This is a genomic window from Lichenifustis flavocetrariae (genome assembly GCF_026130545.1).
Lineage (GTDB): Bacteria > Pseudomonadota > Alphaproteobacteria > Rhizobiales > Beijerinckiaceae > Lichenihabitans > Lichenihabitans flavocetrariae.
Map to the genome: position 1 here is coordinate 163,719 of NZ_JAMOIM010000007.1, position 19,292 is coordinate 183,010.

General features: G+C 63.7%; 21 protein-coding genes and 1 pseudogene. 10 read left to right on the top strand and 12 right to left on the bottom strand.

What is annotated here, in order from left to right; all coding sequences use genetic code 11:
* Positions 1 to 47 precede the first annotated feature (47 nt).
* Positions 48 to 1,028, bottom strand: coding sequence for a substrate-binding domain-containing protein (locus tag M8523_RS12745; protein ID WP_282585248.1), 981 nt, complete (start codon positions 1,026 to 1,028; stop codon positions 48 to 50).
* Positions 1,029 to 1,338: 310 nt separating this feature from the next.
* Positions 1,339 to 2,841, bottom strand: coding sequence for a xylulokinase (locus M8523_RS12750; protein WP_282585249.1), 1,503 nt, complete (start codon positions 2,839 to 2,841; stop codon positions 1,339 to 1,341).
* Between the two features lie 148 nt (positions 2,842 to 2,989).
* On the opposite strand from M8523_RS12750, the gene M8523_RS12755 reads away from it, so the two are divergent.
* The 3 genes from M8523_RS12755 to M8523_RS12765 all read left to right on the top strand — a co-directional run bounded on the left by M8523_RS12755 (position 2,990) and on the right by M8523_RS12765 (position 5,604).
* Complete coding sequence (locus tag M8523_RS12755) at positions 2,990 to 3,604, top strand: glucose-6-phosphate isomerase (protein WP_282585356.1); 615 nt, start codon at positions 2,990 to 2,992, stop codon at positions 3,602 to 3,604.
* Between the two features lie 18 nt (positions 3,605 to 3,622).
* On the top strand, positions 3,623 to 4,573 hold the full coding sequence (locus M8523_RS12760; RefSeq protein ID WP_282585250.1) for a shikimate dehydrogenase family protein: 951 nt from the start codon (positions 3,623 to 3,625) through the stop codon (positions 4,571 to 4,573).
* A gap of 128 nt (positions 4,574 to 4,701) precedes the next feature.
* A complete protein-coding gene (locus tag M8523_RS12765; protein WP_282585251.1) occupies positions 4,702 to 5,604 on the top strand; it encodes an SIS domain-containing protein in 903 nt (300 codons plus the stop codon).
* A gap of 81 nt (positions 5,605 to 5,685) precedes the next feature.
* On the opposite strand, the gene M8523_RS12770 is transcribed toward M8523_RS12765, so the two are convergent.
* The 5 genes and pseudogenes from M8523_RS12770 to M8523_RS12790 all read right to left on the bottom strand — a co-directional run bounded on the left by M8523_RS12770 (position 5,686) and on the right by M8523_RS12790 (position 10,932).
* Positions 5,686 to 6,741: a Gfo/Idh/MocA family protein gene (locus tag M8523_RS12770; RefSeq protein ID WP_282585252.1), complete on the bottom strand. Its 1,056-nt coding sequence runs from the start codon at positions 6,739 to 6,741 to the stop codon at positions 5,686 to 5,688.
* Positions 6,742 to 6,753: 12 nt separating this feature from the next.
* Positions 6,754 to 7,767: a Gfo/Idh/MocA family protein gene (locus M8523_RS12775; protein ID WP_282585253.1), complete on the bottom strand. Its 1,014-nt coding sequence runs from the start codon at positions 7,765 to 7,767 to the stop codon at positions 6,754 to 6,756.
* Between the two features lie 47 nt (positions 7,768 to 7,814).
* Positions 7,815 to 8,726: pseudogene (locus M8523_RS12780) on the bottom strand (sugar phosphate isomerase/epimerase family protein).
* A gap of 106 nt (positions 8,727 to 8,832) precedes the next feature.
* The gene (gene iolD / locus M8523_RS12785) at positions 8,833 to 10,680 is read right to left on the bottom strand and encodes a 3D-(3,5/4)-trihydroxycyclohexane-1,2-dione acylhydrolase (decyclizing) (protein ID WP_282585254.1); all 1,848 of its coding nucleotides are present in this window, start codon (positions 10,678 to 10,680) and stop codon (positions 8,833 to 8,835) included.
* A gap of 126 nt (positions 10,681 to 10,806) precedes the next feature.
* Entirely contained in the window at positions 10,807 to 10,932 is a 126-nt protein-coding gene (locus M8523_RS12790; protein WP_282585255.1) for a hypothetical protein, read from the bottom strand.
* 219 nt (positions 10,933 to 11,151) lie between these two features.
* Between M8523_RS12790 and M8523_RS12795 the strand changes: the two genes are divergently transcribed.
* Positions 11,152 to 11,523: a thiol-disulfide oxidoreductase DCC family protein gene (locus M8523_RS12795; protein ID WP_282585256.1), complete on the top strand. Its 372-nt coding sequence runs from the start codon at positions 11,152 to 11,154 to the stop codon at positions 11,521 to 11,523.
* Positions 11,524 to 11,539: 16 nt separating this feature from the next.
* Here M8523_RS12795 and mepA read toward each other — a convergent pair whose 3' ends face one another.
* Positions 11,540 to 12,442, bottom strand: coding sequence for a penicillin-insensitive murein endopeptidase (mepA, locus tag M8523_RS12800; RefSeq protein WP_282585357.1), 903 nt, complete (start codon positions 12,440 to 12,442; stop codon positions 11,540 to 11,542).
* Positions 12,443 to 12,517: 75 nt separating this feature from the next.
* Positions 12,518 to 13,027, bottom strand: coding sequence for an RNA pyrophosphohydrolase (locus M8523_RS12805; RefSeq protein WP_282585257.1), 510 nt, complete (start codon positions 13,025 to 13,027; stop codon positions 12,518 to 12,520).
* Positions 13,028 to 13,224: 197 nt separating this feature from the next.
* On the opposite strand from M8523_RS12805, the gene M8523_RS12810 reads away from it, so the two are divergent.
* Together M8523_RS12810 and M8523_RS12815 are read left to right on the top strand one after the other, a co-directional pair.
* Positions 13,225 to 13,626, top strand: coding sequence for a hypothetical protein (locus M8523_RS12810; protein ID WP_282585258.1), 402 nt, complete (start codon positions 13,225 to 13,227; stop codon positions 13,624 to 13,626).
* Positions 13,627 to 13,720: 94 nt separating this feature from the next.
* On the top strand, positions 13,721 to 14,413 hold the full coding sequence (locus M8523_RS12815) for a class I SAM-dependent methyltransferase (RefSeq protein ID WP_282585259.1): 693 nt from the start codon (positions 13,721 to 13,723) through the stop codon (positions 14,411 to 14,413).
* A gap of 532 nt (positions 14,414 to 14,945) precedes the next feature.
* Here M8523_RS12815 and M8523_RS12820 read toward each other — a convergent pair.
* Positions 14,946 to 15,359, bottom strand: a complete 414-nt coding sequence (locus M8523_RS12820; RefSeq protein ID WP_282585260.1) for a hypothetical protein — start codon at positions 15,357 to 15,359, stop codon at positions 14,946 to 14,948.
* Positions 15,360 to 15,674: 315 nt separating this feature from the next.
* Between M8523_RS12820 and M8523_RS12825 the strand changes: the two genes are divergently transcribed.
* The 4 genes from M8523_RS12825 to M8523_RS12840 all read left to right on the top strand — a co-directional run bounded on the left by M8523_RS12825 (position 15,675) and on the right by M8523_RS12840 (position 17,316).
* Entirely contained in the window at positions 15,675 to 15,893 is a 219-nt protein-coding gene (locus M8523_RS12825) for a cold-shock protein (protein WP_282585358.1), read from the top strand.
* A gap of 54 nt (positions 15,894 to 15,947) precedes the next feature.
* Positions 15,948 to 16,199 carry a hypothetical protein gene (locus M8523_RS12830; protein ID WP_282585261.1) on the top strand — a complete coding sequence of 84 codons (252 nt, stop codon included), beginning with the start codon at positions 15,948 to 15,950 and terminating at the stop codon, positions 16,197 to 16,199.
* A gap of 135 nt (positions 16,200 to 16,334) precedes the next feature.
* Positions 16,335 to 16,961 carry a carbonic anhydrase gene (locus M8523_RS12835; RefSeq protein WP_282585262.1) on the top strand — a complete coding sequence of 209 codons (627 nt, stop codon included), beginning with the start codon at positions 16,335 to 16,337 and terminating at the stop codon, positions 16,959 to 16,961.
* Between the two features lie 70 nt (positions 16,962 to 17,031).
* Positions 17,032 to 17,316: a hypothetical protein gene (locus M8523_RS12840; protein ID WP_282585263.1), complete on the top strand. Its 285-nt coding sequence runs from the start codon at positions 17,032 to 17,034 to the stop codon at positions 17,314 to 17,316.
* A gap of 95 nt (positions 17,317 to 17,411) precedes the next feature.
* On the opposite strand, the gene M8523_RS12845 is transcribed toward M8523_RS12840, so the two are convergent.
* A complete protein-coding gene (locus tag M8523_RS12845; protein WP_282585264.1) occupies positions 17,412 to 18,881 on the bottom strand; it encodes a mannitol dehydrogenase family protein in 1,470 nt (489 codons plus the stop codon).
* A 93-nt stretch (positions 18,882 to 18,974) separates the two neighbouring features.
* The gene (locus tag M8523_RS12850) at positions 18,975 to 19,154 is read right to left on the bottom strand and encodes a hypothetical protein (protein WP_282585265.1); all 180 of its coding nucleotides are present in this window, start codon (positions 19,152 to 19,154) and stop codon (positions 18,975 to 18,977) included.
* Positions 19,155 to 19,292: the final 138 nt, after the last annotated feature.

The following is a 19,292-nucleotide window of genomic DNA, read 5'->3' on the forward strand; positions in this document are numbered from 1 at the left end:
CGCGAGGCCACCTTCTCCCGCTCACGCGGGAGAAGGAAAGATGTGGTTCAGAACACCGCGTCGGGACGGTAGAACTTGTCGACGTTGGTCTGATCGATCACGGCCGGCGTCGTGTAATATGCTTTGGGGAAATTGGCCCCGAGCGTGCCTTTCAGAGCCTTGACGCCGATGTCGACGGCAGTATTGGCGACCAACGCCGGGTCGTTCAAGCCGGTCGCGCCATAGCCGCCGTCCTTGATCATCTTGAGGGCTTCCTTCTGGCCATCCGCGGCAGCCACGAGGAGAACCTGGTCGAGACGACCGGCCGCCTGAAGCGCGAGCCTGGCACCGAGCACCATCGAGTCGTTCTCGCCGAGCACGACATTGATGTCCTTGTGGGCTGTCAGAAGGTCTTCCATGGCCTTTTGACCACCCTCCTGCGCCCAGGCACCCCAGCCCTGGCCGACGACATCGAAGCTCACGGTGTTGGACTGGCGCAGCTGCTGCTCGGCGATGCCCCGCAAGACGCCTTCGCGGCGATCAAGCCCGGCGAGGTTGCCCTGCTGGCCCGATAGAAGTGCGATCTTCATCGGCTTGCCGGCCATCTTCTTGGCGAGCCACTCGCCCACGAGTTCGCCGTTCTGCTGGTTGGAGCTCTGCACCTCGGTGATGAAATTGGCGCTCGGGTCGAGCGTCGAATCCATCGCGATCACTTTCACGCCAGCCGCGGTGGCCGCATTGGCGGCCGGGATCAGCCCTTTGGGATCGCGCGGGTTGAGGATCAGGACGTTGATGCCCTTCGACACCATGTCCTCGACGTCCGAGATCTGCTTCAGCATATCGTTTTGGGCGTCGCTCGACGTTACCGTGCAGCCGAGCTCCTTGGCCTTCTTCTCGGCCGCATCCTGCTGCGCCGCGAAGTAAGGCGCCGACAGCGTGTACATGGAAATGCCGACCTTGCAGTCAGCCGCCTGCGCTGGCGCGAGGGCGCCCGAAACCGCACAGGCAATGGTCGCGCTCGCGACGGATGTCAGAAGTGTCTTGATCATTGAGGTCCTCCCACAGGTCCAAATCTTTGGCGGCTTGACTGCGAACCGCTCTTCAATTTTGTGAATTGAGATCACTTTTGTTCCGATCAGCTAGCCATGATGGCCAGCCGCTGTCAATTGGTGATCTTCAAATACGTCCAGACACCCGATGGCATCTTCCGTAATCTGAATACGAATGTGAGAGGCTGTCAACGCTTCATGGCGGTCTTTCGCTGACCGAAGAGCATATCTTGCCAGATTTTCCGCCCGGTTTTGTAGTTATACTACATATCGGTCATGGAGATGCCGGCAGTCCCACCGCGCCGCCGGCTCATAGGATCAAGTCGTCCAGGTCGTCATAGAAGACCTGGCTATGCGCATAGAGCTTGTCGAAGACGGGCTGCATCCGGGCGTAGGTGGCAGCCCAGGCCGGATCGGGCTCCACCACCTCGGCGATGCGGACGAGAGCGTCGGCCGCGTCGGGCAAAGAGCGATGTTGCCCGAGCGCGGTCTGAGCCAAGGCCGCGCAGCCGATCAGGCCGCATTCCGGCTCGGCCGGCACGACGATCGGCACACCGTAAACGCTGGCCTTGATCTTCACCCAGAGTGGCGTTTTGGCCCCGCCGCCCGAGGCGATCACGCGTTCGATCCGTCGCCCGGTCGCCTGTTCCATGATCCGCATGTGCCGCGCCGCCGCGAAAGCGACGCCCTCCAGGAGCGCGCGCTGCAACTCGGGCATGCCATGCGCCGCGCCGAGCCCGAAGAATTGGGCGCGCGCATTGCGGTGGCGCCCCAGTCGCTCGCCTGCGAGGTAAGGCAGGAAGAACAGCGCTTCCGCTCCGGGATTCGCTTTGGCGGCCTCGGCCGTCAGGTGGTCGTAGCCGACATCGTTGCCGAAGAAGGCGCGACGCGCCCAACGCATGGCGTCGCCGCCGGTCTCCAGCAGGACGAACGGTCCCCAGCGTCCCTCGATCGTCGCGACATTGCAGATCTCGGGATCGAGCAGCGGCTTGTCGGCGATGGCCGTGATGATGCACGACGTGCCGGTCACGTCCGAGGCAAGACCGGGACGGCAGGCGCCCGATCCGAACAGCGCCATCGGGTAGTCCGCCCCACCCACCAGAACCGGCGTACCCTCCCGCAGGCCCATCTCGGCCGCCGCCTTCCGGGTCACGCTGCCGAGGACTTCGCCGCAAGGACGGATCGGCGGCAGTTTCGCGAGGTCGAGGCCCAGCGCCGCGATCATGGCGGACGACCAAGCCTGCGTGGCCGGATCCATGAGAAAACTGCAGGAGGCGTCGCCCGGGTCCCAGGCAAGCGCACCGGTGAGGCGGAAGTTCACATAATCCTTGGGCATGAGCACGTGCTTCGTGCGGGCATAGGCCTCCGGATCGTTGTCGCGGATCCAGGCGAGCTTGAAGCCGGGCCAGGCTGGCGTGGCCGGATTGCCGGCCGCTCGAAGCGTGGCGGCCGCGTCATGCGCGGCTTCGAACGAAGCCACGAGGCCTGCCGTTCGCTTGTCGTTCCACAACGGCGCGGTCGGACGGGTCAGCGCGCCATCGTCGTCGATGAGAACCGTCCCGTGCATCTGTCCGCAGGCACATACGGCAGCGATCCGGCGCGCCGCTTCGGGAACCGCCGTCAGAACGTCACGGATGGCCGCGATCGCTCCCTCCCACCAATCAAGCGGTCGCTGCTCCGCCCAGCCGAAGGCCGGAACGATCTGCTGCTGCTCTTTGGCTGCGAGCGCGACGATCATGCCTGTCTGGTCCACCAGCGCGGCTCGGACACTGCCGGTGCCGACATCGATCGCCAGCGTGAAATCCTGGGTCAAGACCGAACCTCCCGACGACATGATGACTTTTTGAGTTGTAGCTTTAGTACGAGAAGAGGCGACGTCAATCACTCACATCGCTGACCAGCTTGAGCTTCTTGGCGCAGTGTGTAACAAAACTACCAAAAAGGAGAGCCTCGTGGAGCTAATGGAACCCCTGTGCCTGCAGGTCGATGTTGCAAAAGGCACGCTCGCCGGCGGTTCGGGCCGGTATGAGAAGCGTCTCTCCGATCTGGGTGGGATCTATGCCGATCGACAGGCCTTCGAGGCGATGCTGGCTGAAGGCGATCCGGTCGTCTACGCGGTCGAGGATCTGAAGCCGAACACCCATCCGGGCGACATGATCTTTGGCGTCACCCGCATGCGCCCTGGAAAGATCGGCGCCGAGTTTTTCGTGACGCGCGGCCACATCCACGCCACAGGCAACCGGCCGGAGATCTATTACGGCGAGAGCGGCACCGGGCTGATGCAACTGGAATCGCCCGCGGGCGAGAGCCGGCTCATCGAAATCCGGCCGCGTAGCGTCTGCTACGTGCCGCCCTTCTGGATCCATCGCTCGATCAATATCGGCCACGACGATCTCGTCATGACCTTCGCGTACCCGGCCGATTCCGGCCAAGACTATGACATCATCGCCAGAGCCGGCGGCATGAAACAGCGCGTCATCGACAATGGCCAGGGCGGCTGGACCGCCATCGACAACCCGACCTATCGCCCACGCACAGCCGCCGAGATCGAGCGGGTCTGGTCGACGGCCGCCTGAGGCAGGATCGCTTTTCCCATGCTCTATCAGCCCGCCACACAGCCGACGCTCTATTTCATCGGCGTCACCACTGGCCAGAGTTCGATCATGCGGGTGTTTCCCGCCTGGGCCCGCCATCTCGGGCTCAAGGATGCGATCATCAAGGGCATCGATTTTCCGCTGCATGCGGAGCCTGGGGCCTATCGGGCGGCGGTCGCATTCATCAAAGCGGATCCACTCTCGCTTGGCGCGCTCGTCACCACCCACAAGATCGATCTCTTCAAAGCCTGCCGGGATCTCTTCGATAGCGTTGACCCGCACGCGGACCTGATGGACGAGACGAGCTGCCTTTCGAAGCATGACGGCAAGCTCGTCTGCCATGCCAAGGACCCGATCTCCTCGGGGTTGGCGCTCGACGGCTTTCTGCCGCCCGATCATTTCGCCATCACCGGCGCCGAGGCCTTTTTAATCGGCGCCGGCGGTTCGGCCATTGCGCTGACCTGGCACCTGATGCGGCGCGAGCGCGGCCCCAACGCGCCGTCGCGCATCATCGTCTCGGACCGGAGCCAGTCGCGCCTCGACGAGATCCGGCGCATCCACGGCTCGATCGCGTCGGATGTTCCAGTCGACTACCTGCGCGTCGGGACGCCGTCCGACAATGACGCGGTCTTGAACACCCTGCGGCCGGGCGCCCTGATCATCAACGCCACCGGTCTCGGCAAGGATGCGCCCGGTTCGCCGCTGGCCAGCCTCGTCAAGTTTCCCCGCAACGGCATCGTGTGGGACCTCAACTATCGCGGCGAGTTGATCTTTCTTCGGCAGGCCCGTGCGCAGAAGGATGCCCAGACCCTGCAGATCGAAGACGGCTGGACCTATTTCATCCACGGCTGGACGCAGGTGATCGCCGAGGTGTTCCACATCGCAATCCCCACAACGGGCCCGGGTTTCGAAGCTCTGTCGCAGATCGCCATCGAGGCGTCGAAACCGTAAATCGAATCAAATGCGGATCGCTTGACTATCGGCCTTTCGTCGTCGCCAAGAGACGAGAAGACCTAGCTTATCCGCGTATAAGCCTTGCTAAGCTTCGCGGCCGCGTCGCTCTCAGGTGAAAGCACAGGATGACACGCGTCGAAGACTTGGCCGAACCACGGCGCCCAACACAAAATGTCCTGGAGTTGGTGCGCGCGGCCTTGCCGGATCTGCGGAAGTCGGACGCGAAGGTTGCGGCCGTCGTGCTGGCAGAGCCTTTCGGGGTTTTGGAATCGACGATTTCCGAGATGGCCGAGCGTGCCGGCGTCAGCCAGCCCACGGTCATCCGATTCTGTGTCGCCATCGGGTTCTCGGGATTTCAGGAATTCAAGCTCCGGCTCGCCCATAGTCTCGCGCTCGGCCGGCCCGCGACCCACTCGGTCATTCTGGATTCCGACAACCCCGGGGCCGTGGCCGACAAGATCTTCGACTACACGCTCACGAGTCTCGATTGGGCGCGACAACACCTCGACCGCCAGGCGCTGAACCGTGCCGTCGCGGTGCTGGCCGGGGCGCAATCGATCGAGTTCTTCGGCTATGGCGCCTCGGGGATCGTGGCCATGGACGGCCAGCAGAAATTTCCCTTGTTCGGCGTGCCCTGCCGCGCCCAATCCGACTCGCACCAGCAGATCATGACGGCCTCCATGATGAAGCCGGGCGACGTGGCCGTGGTCATTTCCAACACAGGCTCAAACCGGCAACTCGCGGAGGCAGCACAGGTCGTGCGTGACAGTGGCGCGCAATTGATCGGCATCGTGGGCGCGGAAGGGATTGTCAGCGCGCTGTGCGACGTGACGCTGATCGTTGAAACCTTGGACAATACCAGCGTCTACACGCCGACCATCTCCCGCATCGCGGCTCTGGTGGTCATCGACATCCTGTCGACCGCCGTGGCGATGCGGCGGGGTGAAGACCACATCGCCAGGCTCAGCGGGATGAAGCGGCGGCTCAACACCTTCCGGTCGGGTGAGACGGAGGGCAACGAGGACTGAGCGGCGCTCTCCGCGCCTCAGCCGCACCGAGGGCGCCCAATCTTGGGTTCAGGCCGTGGTCCTGGGTGTCATCGAACGGACTCAGATCGCAACCACGCGATCCTCCGCCGCACTGAGGCGCGCGGCATCGAGCACCGCGAGGGTTTGGATGGCCTCTTCCGCGGTCACAGGGGGCGCAGTGCCGTCGCGCACCGCCTTGGCGAAAGCCGTGTAATAGTCGTGGTAGCGACCCTGTTCGGACGGCACCGGCTCTACGCCCTCCGCTGTCCGTAAGGTACCCCAGCGCTCCGGGGTCTCGTAGCCCCAACCCGCGAGATCCGCGGCTGGCCGCAAGCCCGCGAAGATCGCCTGCGCCTGCACGTCAGTGCCGGACGAGACGTAACTGCCGCCCTCGCCATAGGCGCGCCATTCGCGCACCGCGAGGTGGTTCAGCTTGCTGGCGGAGAGATGGGAATGGACGCCGCTCGCATGCCGCAGTGTCAGCACGAAGCTTGCATCCGTCGCGCCTTGCGGGCGCTCGATGAGATCCAGTTGAGCATGGACCGAGACCGCGAGGCCGAGCAGCCAGAGGGCCTGGTCGACGAGATGACTGCCGAGATCGCGCAGGAGGCCGCCGGTCGGGCCGGCATCGAGCGTGTGCGGGTCATCGAGATCCATGCGTGAGTGCAGCCGCCAGAGTCGGCCCAGGCGACCGCCTTGAAGAACCTTGCGAAGCGTCAGTATATCGGCGTCGAAGCGTCGGTTATGAAACACACCCAGGGTCACGCCCTTGGCCTTCGCGGCGCGGTCGAGATCCCGTCCGGCGGAGGCGCTCGGCGCGAACGGCTTGTCGGCGATGACCGGCACGCCCGCCGCAATGGCCTCAAGCACGAGCTCACGGCGCGTGTTGGGGGGCGTGGTGATCGTCACGGCATCCACGCCACCCGCGAGCATCGCGGTGAGGCTCGGGTAGATCGGGGTGCCTGGCAGATCGGCCTCGACCTGAGCGATCGTCTTGGGCGCCCGCGCCACGACGCCGGCCAAGCTCACGCCTTCGGCCGCCGCGATGAAGGGCGCATGGAAATGCCGCCCGCCCGTGCCATAGCCCACAAGTCCGATGCGCATCATGTCGATCTCCTGCAGTCGCGATGGTGTCATCGCCCGATCCGCCTAACGCGCATAAAAGCTCGGCCGGTCGCGAACGCTGATCGGGACGAGCTTGCCGGAACGCTTGGCTTCCACGCAGGCGTCGGACGTGACGGCCGTGAAGTAACCGTCCCAGGCCGAGGGACCATGCACCTCACCGCGCTTCGTCGTGTCGATCCATTCTTGCAATTCGACATCGTAGGCCTCGATGAAGCGCAATTTCCAATCGTTCAGGATCGCGTTGCCGAGGCGCTCCTCCTTGCGCAGCTGAATGCTCATCGGCTCCGGCAGGCGGGCGATGCCGTCCTCACCGACGACTTCGCATTGGATGTCATAGCCATAGGCACAGTTGACGAAGACCTCGACGTCGATGCGGATGCCGGACCGGGTTTCGAGAAGGATGATGTGAGGATCGTCGAGGTCGGGCCGCGAGCGGCGGGTGCGTCGTGGGATGATGACCTGGGTCGAGACGTAATCGTCGTCGATCAGCCAGCGCAGCACGTCGATCTCGTGCACGAAGGAATCGGTGATCGCCATGTCGCCCTTGTAGAAGTCCGGCACGCTGGGATTGCGATGGGCGCAATGGACCATCAGGGCTTCGCCGATGGTGCCGGCCTTCAGGGTCTCCTTCAGCATGCGGTAGCCACGATCGTAGCGGCGCATGAAACCCACTTGAACAAGGTGGCGACCGCTGGCGATCTCGGCCTCGACGATGCGAAGGGCTGCCGCAGCCGTGGTGGCGAGCGGCTTTTCGCAGAAGACGGGCTTGCCGGCCGCGATGGAAGCCAGCACGAATTCCTCGTGGCTCGGTCCCCAGGAGGTCACGACGACGGCATCGACCTTTGGATCGTCGATCAGCGCCTGCCCGCTGCCGTGGACGGCCACATCGCCGCCGATCGTCGCGGCGGTCGCCTGAGCGCTGTCGCGGTTGATATCGTTCACGGCCACGACGGCCGCGCCGGTGAGCTTGTGCGCGAGGCGTTTGATGTGATCCTGGCCGATTGCGCCGGTGCCGATCACGCCGACATTGAGTGTCATGACAATGCTGCCTTCAGTGGGGGTTCGAACGAGGTCATCCGGGACGATCAGGTCGTCGCCTTCGCGAAGTATTTGTCGACGTAGCGCTGGATTTCGGCCCGCATAAAGCGTGACGACTCCTCCGCCTTTTCTTCCCAGGCGAAGACGCAGGAGGTCACGATGCCGTCGAAGCCGGTCTTGGCGAGACTTTCGAAGAAGATGTCCCAGGGCACCTCCCCCTGACCGATGTTCAGGTGCTGGTGAACGCGCGCCTGGCTGCCGGGCGGGTTGACGATGTAGCGCAGGCCCGACGAGGCCTTGTGGTTGAACGTATCGGCCACGTGGATATGGGCCAGCACGGGACCGGCTTCCGCCACCATCTTGGCCACGTCGTCACCGAAGTAGAACGTGTGCGGGGTACAGTAGAGGAAGCGCACGTTCTTGGAATTGATCGAGCGGATCATGTCGACGGCCGGCTGCAGCGTCTCGACGAAATCTTCCGGATGCGGCTCGATATTGAGCTGGATGCCTTCCCGCTCGAAGATCGGCACGAGTTCGTCCATCGAGTCCCAGAAGGCCGCCTCGCAGCTCTCCGTCGTGCCACCGGCGCAGCAGGATTGCAGGGAGCCCACCGCGGGCGACGGGCCGCGGCCGAATTCGGAATTCATCGTGTCGACTTCCATCTCGACCGCGACGTTGATGGCGTTCTTCCAATACCGCATGGCGGCGAGCCGCTCGACCGGATGGGGGCTCGCCCAGCGGTACATCGGCAGCAGCTAGGCGATCTTCACATCGGCCTCGCGCAAGGCTCGCTTGAAGTCCCGCAAACGCTCGGGGTAGACGCGCGGGTTGACCCACCAGTCGAGGAAGTCGGCCCGAGGCGACAGTTCGATCCAATCGTAACCGAGTTTCTTCACGAAGCGCGGCAGTTCGAGCAGCGGCACATGCCGATGCATGTAGGGATCGAGCGCGATTCTCATGGGCGTTCCTCAGCGTTTTCTTGTATGATTGCGGCCGATGCGGCTTCGACGTGCGGCTCAATAGGCCGGCATGACGAACCCGAGGCGCGACCTCGATAAACGACCTTCAGTTCACCGCGCGCTGCTTCTTGCGCTTGGTCTCGTAACCCGCATGGGCGTCCTGCACTTGCGGCCGCACCGACACTTCCGGCACCGCCACATCCCACCAGAAGCCGCCCGCATCCGTCGACGGACCGGGATCGGTGTCGATCAGGATCACCTGCGTGACCGTCGCGGCGCGCGACTTCTCAAACGCGGCTTCGAGTTCGCTCACGCTCGCCACTTTCTGGGCCTCCGCCCCGAGGCTGCGGGCATGTGCCACGAAGTCGATCTTCGGCAGGGTGACGTGGTGCGTGTCGACCAGCAGATTGTTGAACGGCGCGCCGCCGCATTCCTGTTGCAGGCGGTTGATGCACCCATAGCCGCCATTGTCGAGCAGCACGATGGTCAGCTTGAGCCCGAGCATCACCGAGGTGGCGATCTCGGAATTCAGCATCAGGTAGGAGCCGTCCCCCACCATCACGATCACTTCTCGATTGGGCAACGCCATCTTCACGCCAAGGCCACCGGCAATCTCGTAGCCCATGCAGGAATAGCCATATTCCAGATGGTAGCCGAGCGCGTCCCCGGCCTTCCATAGCTTGTGCAATTCGCCCGGCAGGCCCCCGGCCGCGCAGACCACCACGTCGGAGGAACGACCCGCGCGCTGCACGGCACCGATCACCTGGGCATCGGTCGGCAATGCGGCATTGGTCGGCGCCGTATAGGTTGCGGCCGTTTCCTTCCAACGTGCCTTCTCGGCGCTCATCCGCTCGGTCCAGGCAGCGGGCGCGCAATAGGCGCCGAGTCCGACCGTCAGTTTCTCCAGACCGGCGGCGGCATCGGCGACGAGCGGCAGCGCGCCATATTTGCCGGCGTCGAAGGGCTGTACGTTGAGCATCACGATCTTGGCCGCGCGACCGCCCAGCAGCGCCGCAGAACCGGTGGTGAAATCCGCGAGGCGGGTGCCGACCGCGAGCAGCACGTCGGCCTCGGCCGCAAGCGCATTCGAAGCGCCCGTGCCGGTGACGCCCACCGCCCCCATGGCGTGGCTGTGGCTGTCGGGCAGGGACGATTTGCCGGCCTGGGTTTCCACGACCGGAATGCCATGCCGTTCGGCGAAGGCCGCGAGTTGCGTCTCCGCCGAGGCATAGAGCACCCCGCCGCCCGCCACGATGACCGGCCTCTTGGCGGCGCGGAGAACGTTGATCGCCTCGGTCAGTTCGACCTCGTCCGGCTGCGGCCGACGAATGCGGCGGAGGCGCGTTTCGAAGAAGCTTTCGGGATAGTCGTAGGCCTCGGCCTGCACATCCTGGCAGAAGCCGAGCGTGGCCGGGCCGCACTCGGCCGGGTCGGTCAGCACCGCGAGGGCACGTTCGAGCGCCGGCATGATCTGTTCGGGTCGAGTGATCCGGTCGAAATAGCGGGAGACGGGCCGGAAGCAATCATTGGCCGAGACCGTGCCGTCGTTGAAATCTTCGACCTGCTGCAGCACCGGGTCCGGGCGGCGATGGGCGAAGACGTCGCCGGGCAACAGCAGCACCGGCAAGCGATTGACGTGCGCCAGCGCGCAGGCCGTAACGAGGTTCGTGGCCCCTGGCCCGATCGAGGTCGTACAGGCCATCATGCGGCGGCGGCGCATCGCCTTCGCGTAAGCGATGGCGCTATGCGCCATGGCTTGCTCGTTGTGTGCGCGAAAGGTTGGAAACACGTCACGCGCGGCATGCAGCGCCTCGCCCATCCCTGAGACGTTGCCGTGACCGAAAATGGCCCACATGCCGGCAAACAGCGGCACACGGTCGCCATCGACCTCCGTGATCTGAGCTCCAAGATACCGCACCATGGCCTGAGCGGCCGTCAATCTGATCGTCGCCATCCCGTTCGTCCCGTTTCCTCTTGATTTTTCGCGCCCTGAACGACTGGACCACCATGCCGAATATCCAGCCACGGCATTGCTCGGCCTGGAGGATACAGAGCCGCCGCCTGTCACGTTCGCGAGATCTCAGCTCATGGCGCGGACGTGAAACAGGCTGACCGCCTCGTGCTCGGCCTCCCGCATCGACAATGTGCTCAGCCTATTCGGTCCAAGCCCAGGAGAAATGACCGAAGCTCCGGCGCGCATGCGCATGAAGCGTGATTCCTTCGAACATCCAACGTTGCGCAAGTAGTAGAACACGAGTTCTATTGACAGGTCAATCTGCAATGAAAATTCTACGATTGGAGACCTAATGGCAGACTGCATGATCTGAGATCCCCTTGCCATAAAGAAACTCCTTCTCGCGCCGTCTTCGAAAACTTGGGCTGCCGCGGGGATGTCGCCGCCCTTAAACCGTCCCATATTGGCGGGATGAAACACGTGACGGTCTGGTACGATGGCTCCTGCCCGCTCTGCGCGCGCGAGATCGCCGTCATGAAACGTTTGAATCGCCGCGGGGCGGTCGATTTCGTGAATGTCGGGGACCAAGAAAGCGCAAGCTGTCCGATCGACCGCCGGGCCCTTCTGGAGCGTCTGCATGCCCGCGAGGGCGAGGGCCCGATCCTGTCGGGAGCGCCCGCTTTTGCGGCGATGTGGCGGGCCCTCCCCTTGTTACGCCCGCTGGGACTCGCGGCCCGAAGCCCCTTCGTGCTGCGTGTTCTCGAAGCGCTCTATTTGAGGTTTCTCCGCTTGCGCCCCCCGTCCATGGCGCTGTTGAAGGCCCGCGCCATCACGCCGGGATGAGAACGCTTGTGCATCTTCAAGGGGCCGTGAGGACCTGCCGGCATGCACTGGGCAGCCTTGCCATCGTCAGGGGCGGCGCCGGCCGGGCATTCGGGTTGGGTCGGGGATGCAGCACATTCGGCCGGAACCACGCCGCGAGCGAGGCATCGCAGCCTTCGCCGGGCGGCACGGGCGCCTGGGACTCGCAGCTCGCCTCACCGTTCGGGCATTTGATCCGGATGTGGAAATGGTAGTCGTGCCCATACATCGGGCGCACCTTGGTGAGCCAGGAGCGGTCGCCCCGCGCGTCACGGCAGATCGCCTTCTTGATGGCCGGATTGACGAAGATGCGCTCGACCTCCGGCTGCTCGGCCGCCGTTTCGATCAGCGCCATATGGGCCGGCGTCCATTTGCCCGGATCGATGTCGAGCCGGTCGGACCTCACCACATTGACGGACGACATGAACTCGCGCTCGCTCCGGGACAGTGCGTGGTCCGGCATAGGAGCCAGCCACACATCCGCATCGAGCCCGACCTGGTGCGAGGCATGTCCGTTCAGCATGGGGCCGCCGCGCGGCTGCGACATATCGCCGACGAGGATTCCCGGCCATCCCGTCGCGGGCGGAACCGCCCTGGCGAAACGTTCGAGAAAGCCGATCAGCGCAGGATTGCCCCAATTGCGGTTGCGTGACGGGCGCATCACTTGCCAGGCGTCGCCATCCATCGGCAACGGCTCGGCGCCAGCGAGACAGCCGTGCGCATAGAAGCCGATAGAACTCGGCTGGAGATTGGCCGGCTCTGTCGCACGGCCGAACAATTGTTTGGCGGCCAGCTTGGGGTCGCTGGGATTGGCGAGCGGCGGCAGCGGCCTCACCTCCAGCGTGCCCCTGTCCTGGGCCGACGCGGCCATCGCGGATCCGATGACCAAGCCCGCGACCATCAATGCTTCAATGAACCGCACGGAGACCTCGCACTCGTGGCATCGGCTTCACGGGCCGGCGCACGTCAGGTTTCGCTAATCGGCCGCAATGTCGGCAAAATGGCGAAAGCCCGCCACCACGGTCTCGTAGACCTCCCGTTTGAACGGGATGATCAGGACCGGGAGCCGGTCGAGGCTCTCCCAGCGCCAAGCATCAAATTCGGGTTTATGGCCGCCGCCGGGCGTGTGGATGTCGATCTCGGACTCATCACCCTCGAATCGAAACGCGAACCATTTCTGGGTCTGCCCCTTGTAGCGTCCCTTCCAGCTGCGCTTCGAAAGGTCGACCGGCAGGTCATAGGTCAGCCAGTTGGGCGCCTCAGCCAGCAATGACACAGAGGATACGTTCGTTTCTTCTCTGAGTTCGCGCAAGGCGGCGGCATGGGGCTCCTCGCCGGGATCGATCCCGCCTTGTGGCATCTGCCATTCGTGGCCGGCAAGCGCGGGATCGAGCACACGCTTGCTCCGTCGACGCCCGATGAAGACGCGGCCCCGCCGGTTGAACAGCGCGATGCCGACGCAGGGACGATAGGTATGTTGATGCATCGAGAAATCCGGTCATATTTGCCGGCATTGTCTACGCAATGCCGCCGGCCCCCAAGCGCAAACTTTGTCAGCGCCCGCCCCCGCAGGCGACGCACGCCAAGCGTTCGTGCCGTTCCTTCAAAGAAACTTAACCAATCCGCAAGCATGATTCGCGAATTGCGGCAGGCGCGTGCGGTCCGCAACACGGAGGACGGACCATGAAGAAGGTGTGGGTAGGCGTGATGTTGGCCGCCCTGGTGTCAGGCAGCGCCGCGGAGGCGCGGGACAACACGGCGGCCATTCTGGGCGGCGTGGCGGCCGGGGCGCTCGGTGGGGCGGTTCTTGGGACCGTCCTCAGCAACCGCGCGCAGGCGCAGCCAGCGCCCGTCTACGTGCAGCCGGCCCCGCCGCCGACCATCGTCGAGGTCGAACGGCCGCGTCCCATGGTGCGCACTGTCGTAGCGTCGCCCTACGACGACCAGGCCTTCGACCTGAAAGATGCTTGCGATCACGGCAACCGCCACGCTTGCATTCGTTTCGGCATCATGATCGGCAAGCACCAGGAGCGGGTGGCGACGTGGCGGCGGACGCATCCGGACTTCTTCTCCTACGAGGATTAGGCTCCGGCTGGCGCACCCGACGCCGCTCTTGCGGCCCGGTGCGCTCTTGTGGAACACGTGCGGCCGCCGGACCTTTCGCGGCGGAGCACACATCATGCGATGCAACATCTGCGGCGGCACGGCCTTTGTGGACATGCCGAAGCGGCCGAATGTCCGTTGCAGCACCTGCGGCTCACTCGAACGCACGCGGGTGGCGGCCCTCTACCTCAACGGGCAGGACCGCCCGACGCAGGGCGCCCGGATTTTGCATTTCGCCCCCGAACGGGGCTTGTCGCGGTTGCTGCGCGAAACAGCCGGCACGGGCTATCGCGCGGTGGACATCGATCCCGGGCTCTATCCGCACACATCGGTCGAGCGCTTCGATCTCTGTCGCGACATCGGCTCACTCGACGTGGGCAGCCTCGACCTCATCGTGCACAACCATGTGCTGGAACACATCGAGTGCAATTACTCAGTTGTTCTCACGCGCCTCATGCGGGCGCTCAAGCCCGAAGGTGTCATGCTGTTCAGCGTGCCGATCCTGCCGGGCGCATTTACGGATGAGCTGATTGCGGGTGACAGGGCGACAAAGCTCGCGCATTTCGGCCCTTCGCTTCACGTGCGCCGGTTCGGACGCGACCATCTGCAAGAGACGCTCGGCATGGTGGTCCGCATTCCCGAGCGGTACGACCTCACGGAGCGGTTCGCGGAAGATCAACTCGTGGAAGCCAATATTCCGCAGCATCATTGGCGCACCTTCACGGGTGCCAGTATCTTCCGCGTGACGCGGCAGGACCTGCTGGCGTGAGGTGATCGAACCCACCCCGTAAGATTGGGTCGGCGTCCACATTAAGTTTCACCGGCTCATGCATATCTGCCTTGCACATGGCAGTCTGCTATGCTTTAACGCTGCCACTGGACAAAAAAGAGCCGCCCGAAGGCGGCCCAAGTCTAGGGAGGAAACGCCCAAGAAGGGCATGCGACCAAAGTCGCAGTCAAATGTTAGTCGTGAAGCGCAAGAATGTCTAGCCCCTGTCGGGGCTTTTTGCGTTTATTTGTATACAAACAAGTTTGGCCTCGCCCCGGCCTTCGGCCGAGAGCGCTGACGATGAGAGCCTTGCGCCGATCAAGCCACCGTTGATTTCCTTCTGTCACAAACCCAATGCTGCTGGCTGTTCTAAGAGTAACAAGATTTGAAAAATCTGTTTCGCGTAAGGTTCCAGAGGCAGGCGAGCAACGACCGCATCTGTGCTCCTGGAGGCGCGATAGTTTCTTCCTGGTTCGAGAGAGCGGACCGGCGCATAAGTGAGCGATCGTCGACAGAGAGCAGGTCCTCACGTTCACTTGCCACGCCACTCGACGACGGCGTTGGGTGGAGCCATACGATGCGTCGACCCCACGTTTTTGAACGCTCCGTCCCGCGCCGCGGAAGAGAGCCCTATGTCGAAGCCAATCGACAATCGGTTGCAGCGAGGGTCATGGCCGCTCAGCTCGGCAACATGATAGAGCAGGCGGAGCAGGCGGGCCTCGATACACTGATTGACTTGCTTGAGCAGGCGCGCGCCGAAGCGGAGCGGCAAGCTCAGCCTGCGTAAGGAAGGACAGACGGCGGCAACTTCGGGTGTCGGCGGCAGATCTGCCAGATCAAGGCGGCGGGTTGGTGCATCGAAGGAGACATGATCCGAATTGTCTCCGGCATTTGCAGCATTGATTTTGCTTAAAAAAAGAAGGATGCAGTCGGGATTGAACCGCATGCACCAAAGATATTTTGGCCGCTAACCCTCGGACGAGGTCTATGTACCGCACTGAACATGAGCAAGACCATGACCACTGATGATAAGCTCAAAATCCTGCGTGACCGTATGATTGAGGAACAGCGCGCCTTGCTGATGCAGGCGGCCGAGGCCGAGGTGCTGCCGAGCTCGGGAGCTCTCCGGCGCATTGCCGACATCGAGAACAGCCTCGCGGCCATCGAGGCTTTGGCAGACGAGGAGATCACTCAGCAATCCGCCGCCAAGAAGGGGCCGGCGCAGGCCCAAGAGAGGCCTACGCCCCCGTCCGAGGACGACGTGGTCAAGGCCGTCGGGACAGTCAAATGGTTCAGTGCCATCAAGGGCTATGGATTTATCGCTCCCGATGACGGCGGCCCGGATATGTTCGTGCACATCAGCGCTGTGCAAAGGGCAGGACTTGAAGATTTGCGCGAGGGCGAGAACGTGAGTTTTGAGGTGGCCGTTGATCAACGGAGCGGAAAGACGACCGCGGATCGGATCGAAGTCAGGGGGTAGCTGTAAATTGGCATCGATAGGCCTTCCAGCTCCAACATCTGCACGGACCGCCTCATGAGCCTCCACATCAAGCCCCTGCACGACGGCGGCTTTCAGGTCGAGAACGATACGGGCCACTGGGTCGTTTTCAGCCTGGACGAGCTCCGGTCGCATGCGCTTCAACTTCGGGCCGACATGGTGGAAGGGTCGCCCAAAATGCCGGAGGACAAGGCCGATCTGTTCATCTGGGCCGCCTTCGCGGCGGCGCGCGGCTATGCGATCGAGCACGGCCTGATCGATGACGACCGCCCCCCGTCGCGAACATAGGTCCGGCCCGGACCACAAGGCTTCGAGCGATTCCGCGCCCGCCCGCCGTGAAGTAGCCCGCTAAATTTCCGTCGTCTCTATCGAGCGAAGCGCGCGGCTCTATAATGAGGGTCACACTCGAAGGAGCACGTTCAGATGGTGACACCGGCTACGTTGTCGTCTCCGCAGATGACCCCGGACCAAGCGCTCGCCCTGCTCAAGGAAGGCAACAAGCGCTTCGTCGAAGGGAACCCCATCCAGTCCCACATGACGGGGCGCGAGCTTCGAACGTCCTTGGCGCACGAGCAGCGCCCCTTCTGCGTCCTTGTCGGCTGTTCGGACAGTCGCGTGTCGCCCGAACTTCTCTTTGGGCGTGGTCTCGGAGATCTGTTCATCGTCCGCAATGCGGGCAACGTCGTGGATCTGGCCGCGATGGGCAGCATCGAATATGGCGTCGCGGTTCTGGGCGCGCCGCTTGTCCTGGTGCTGGGTCACGAGCGTTGCGGCGCGGTTCATGCCGCGCTCAATGTCGTCGAGAACGACACCGTCTACCCGGGCAGCATCGGCCAGATGATCGAGCCCATCATTCCAGCCGTCCTCCGGGCGCGGCGCGAGGGTGGGGCAGATCTGCTCGATCGTTCCGTCAGGGCCAATGTGCACCGGGTCGTCGAGCGCCTTCGCACGACCGAGCAGATGCTCCTCCAGCCGCAGCGCGACGGGAAGCTGAAAATCATCGGGGCCCGTTATGACCTCGATGACGGGCACGTCGATTTTTTCGAGTAACGATGTCGCGTCTGGTGTGCAGGCCGGATAACGAACGATGATCGTCAGTCGCAGACACCTGGTGGTTTCGATGATACTGGCGGCGCCGGTCGTGCCAGCACTTGCGGCGAATTCGGGCAGCCAGCCGCCCATCGCCGGAGATTATCTCTGCGCGTCCGGGTGCCGTTTGACCGATGCGCCGCCGAGTGTGGAGATCATCGGCCAGGATGCGCATTGCATGAGCGAATTGGGCGGCATCTATTACGGCCGGCTGCTGACGGACCGATCCGTTTATTGCTTCAACAAGACGGGCGTTCTCTCGGACGATGGGACGCGCATCTTGTGGAGCGATGGGGCCATCTGGCGGCGCAGGTAGCGAAGCAGTTCGAGGCTGCGCGGACGGCTCCACCGACCGAATCTTGCCGATGGAGCGGGAGAAGGACGCCGTCGTCGGCCGGTGAGGCTTGAGCCTCAGCCGATCTCCTTCAGCAATGCAGCGAGCGTCTTGCCCGCACCCTCCGTCTGGATCTGCGTCCGCAGCCGCGCATAGTCCTTCACGAAAGCCGGCGACGTCTCGACACCCCAGCCCTTGAAGACGCTGAGATGGATCCCCTTGGCCGGATCGGGATCCTTGACCAGCGTGAAATCCGCGGGCGTCACATTCGGCTCGACCACCGGGAAACTCACGCCCTTGTCGTCGACGCCCTTCAGATATTCGGTGAAGGCGGCGAGCAGAAAGGCAACCCGGCGGTGGTCCTTCCCGTCGCGCACGAGCGCCCGCGCCGTGTCCTGCACGAAGACCGGGAGTTTCGCGGCGCCGTCCGAGGCGATGCGCAGGAGCTGGTCGCCGATCGCCGGGTTGCGGTAGCGGCGGAGCAGCATGTCGCCATACTGGTCGGTCGACATGCCGGGGGGCGCATTGAGGAACGGCCCTGCGTCGCGCTGCAGGAACTGGTCGAGGAGCGCGCTGACATTCGGGTCGCGCATCGCGAGATGCACGATGCGGTGGCCGATCAGCGTGCCCGGAAAGGCCAGCATGGAATGCGACGCGTTCAGCATGCGGAGCTTGACCTGCTCGAACGGGTCGACGTCATCGGTGAATTGCGCGCCCACCTTCTCCCAGGCCGGGCGTCCGGCGCAGAATTTGTCCTCGATCACCCACTGGATGAAGTCTTCGGCAAACACCGGCGCCTTGTCGTCGAGGCCGCTCTCCGTGTTGAGCCGCGCCGCATCGGCGGGCCCCACAGCCGGGGTGATGCGGTCGACCATGCAGGACGGAAAGGTGACGTTCGTCTCGATCCATTCCGCCAGCGCCGCATCCTTGGCACGCGCGAAGGACAGGAGCGCGGTTTTCATCACATGGCCGTTATGGCGCAGATTGTCGCAGGACATGACCGTGAAGGGTCCGGCTCCGCTGTCGCGCCGACGCCGAAGCGCTTCCGTAATATAGCCGAACGAGGTGCTCGGGACGGCGTTTTGCAGGTCCTTCGCCACATGGGGCTCTTCCAGCTTGAAGCGGCCTTTCTCATCCGTGTTGTAGCCCCCCTCCGTCACGGTCAGGGTGACGATCTTGATGGCGGGGTCGCTCATGCGTGTCAGCACGGCTTCTGGATCATCGGGCGCATGCATGTAGTCGACGATCGAGCCGATCACCGACACGCTCGACGCGCCCTCGGGGGGATAGACCGTGAGCGAATAGAGCCCCTTCTGGCTCTGCAGGGCCTTGGCCTTGGCGCGCTCGCTCTCGACATCCATGAGCCCGATGCCCAGGATGCCCCACCCCTCCTGCCCGGGCAGCGCCAGGCACTGGTCCACATAGACGGCCTGATGGGCGCGATGAAAATTGCCGACGCTCAGATGCGCGATGCCGGCCGTCACCTTGGTGCGGTCATAGGCTTGCGGCGCCCGTAGCGCCTGCATGGATGGGGATGTGTCGGACATGCACGGGCCTCCCTGATGTTTTGGCCGATCTTAGCCAAAGCGGAGGCGCGAGCCAGTCAAAACTTCACCCCTTGAGCAATTGCGCATTGCACATCAGGGGGCGCGAGCGCCGGCATCGACCGGCAGGCAATCGCGGCGCCCGGAATCCAGGCAATTCTGCAGCTTGTTATGCGCCATGATGGACTGCGCGACCCAAAGCAGAAGCGCAGCCAGGATCACGACCGCGATCAAGGCGGCGATATTGGCGCGGTTGGGCGAGCTTTTGTCGGTCACGCATCTATCCCGATGGCTGGGTTCGGCACCGATATGGAACGCGATCGTCGTGATGCGACAGTCGAGTGTCCGATAGAGCACCTGCGGGTCAGTCCGACGTGAACTGAAACACGGAGGCCGCGAAGCCGCCTTGACTCT

Coding starts and splice junctions, on each gene's coding strand:
- M8523_RS12745 (WP_282585248.1), bottom strand. CDS start 1,028: ATGATCAAGACACTTCTGACATCCGTCGCGAGCGCGACCATTGCCTGT.
- M8523_RS12755 (WP_282585356.1), top strand. CDS start 2,990: ATGGAACCCCTGTGCCTGCAGGTCGATGTTGCAAAAGGCACGCTCGCC.
- M8523_RS12760 (WP_282585250.1), top strand. CDS start 3,623: ATGCTCTATCAGCCCGCCACACAGCCGACGCTCTATTTCATCGGCGTC.
- M8523_RS12765 (WP_282585251.1), top strand. CDS start 4,702: ATGACACGCGTCGAAGACTTGGCCGAACCACGGCGCCCAACACAAAAT.
- M8523_RS12770 (WP_282585252.1), bottom strand. CDS start 6,741: ATGACACCATCGCGACTGCAGGAGATCGACATGATGCGCATCGGACTT.
- M8523_RS12775 (WP_282585253.1), bottom strand. CDS start 7,767: ATGACACTCAATGTCGGCGTGATCGGCACCGGCGCAATCGGCCAGGAT.
- iolD (WP_282585254.1), bottom strand. CDS start 10,680: ATGGCGACGATCAGATTGACGGCCGCTCAGGCCATGGTGCGGTATCTT.
- M8523_RS12790 (WP_282585255.1), bottom strand. CDS start 10,932: ATGCGCATGCGCGCCGGAGCTTCGGTCATTTCTCCTGGGCTTGGACCG.
- M8523_RS12795 (WP_282585256.1), top strand. CDS start 11,152: ATGAAACACGTGACGGTCTGGTACGATGGCTCCTGCCCGCTCTGCGCG.
- mepA (WP_282585357.1), bottom strand. CDS start 12,442: ATGGTCGCGGGCTTGGTCATCGGATCCGCGATGGCCGCGTCGGCCCAG.
- M8523_RS12805 (WP_282585257.1), bottom strand. CDS start 13,027: ATGCATCAACATACCTATCGTCCCTGCGTCGGCATCGCGCTGTTCAAC.
- M8523_RS12810 (WP_282585258.1), top strand. CDS start 13,225: ATGAAGAAGGTGTGGGTAGGCGTGATGTTGGCCGCCCTGGTGTCAGGC.
- M8523_RS12815 (WP_282585259.1), top strand. CDS start 13,721: ATGCGATGCAACATCTGCGGCGGCACGGCCTTTGTGGACATGCCGAAG.
- M8523_RS12820 (WP_282585260.1), bottom strand. CDS start 15,359: ATGCGGTTCAATCCCGACTGCATCCTTCTTTTTTTAAGCAAAATCAAT.
- M8523_RS12830 (WP_282585261.1), top strand. CDS start 15,948: ATGAGCCTCCACATCAAGCCCCTGCACGACGGCGGCTTTCAGGTCGAG.
- M8523_RS12835 (WP_282585262.1), top strand. CDS start 16,335: ATGGTGACACCGGCTACGTTGTCGTCTCCGCAGATGACCCCGGACCAA.
- M8523_RS12840 (WP_282585263.1), top strand. CDS start 17,032: ATGATACTGGCGGCGCCGGTCGTGCCAGCACTTGCGGCGAATTCGGGC.
- M8523_RS12845 (WP_282585264.1), bottom strand. CDS start 18,881: ATGTCCGACACATCCCCATCCATGCAGGCGCTACGGGCGCCGCAAGCC.